This is a genomic window from Neisseria sp. P0009.S007, from assembly GCF_051962515.1.
In genome coordinates, this window is the sequence record NZ_JBQCVF010001062.1 from 1 (window position 1) to 281 (window position 281).

Below are 281 nucleotides of genomic sequence, written 5' to 3' on the forward strand. Positions count from 1 at the left end.
GCTAAGGCCAGCCCCGCACCTGCGCCCATCCGTCCGGCTCCTGAAGTCGCAGCAACGCCTGCGCCCAAATCTTCCGGCAGCGCTAGCCGCCGTTCGATTTTGGAAACAGAGTTGAGCAACGAGCGTAAAGCGCTGGGCGAAGCGCAAAAATCTCTGGCGCAAGCCCGTGTAGCCAAAGGCGGTCATGTCAACCAACAAGAAATCAACAGCCTGCAAAGCGCGGTACTCGACCGCCAGCAAAACATCCAAGCCCTGCAAAGGGAATTGAGTCGGATGTAGGC

The 281-nt window shown here is 58.7% G+C and carries 1 pseudogene; it reads left to right on the plus strand.

The window, feature by feature from the left end:
- A pseudogene (locus ACTHS3_RS17760) lies at positions 1-279 on the plus strand (hypothetical protein); the annotation flags it as partial.
- Positions 280-281 lie beyond the last annotated feature (2 nt).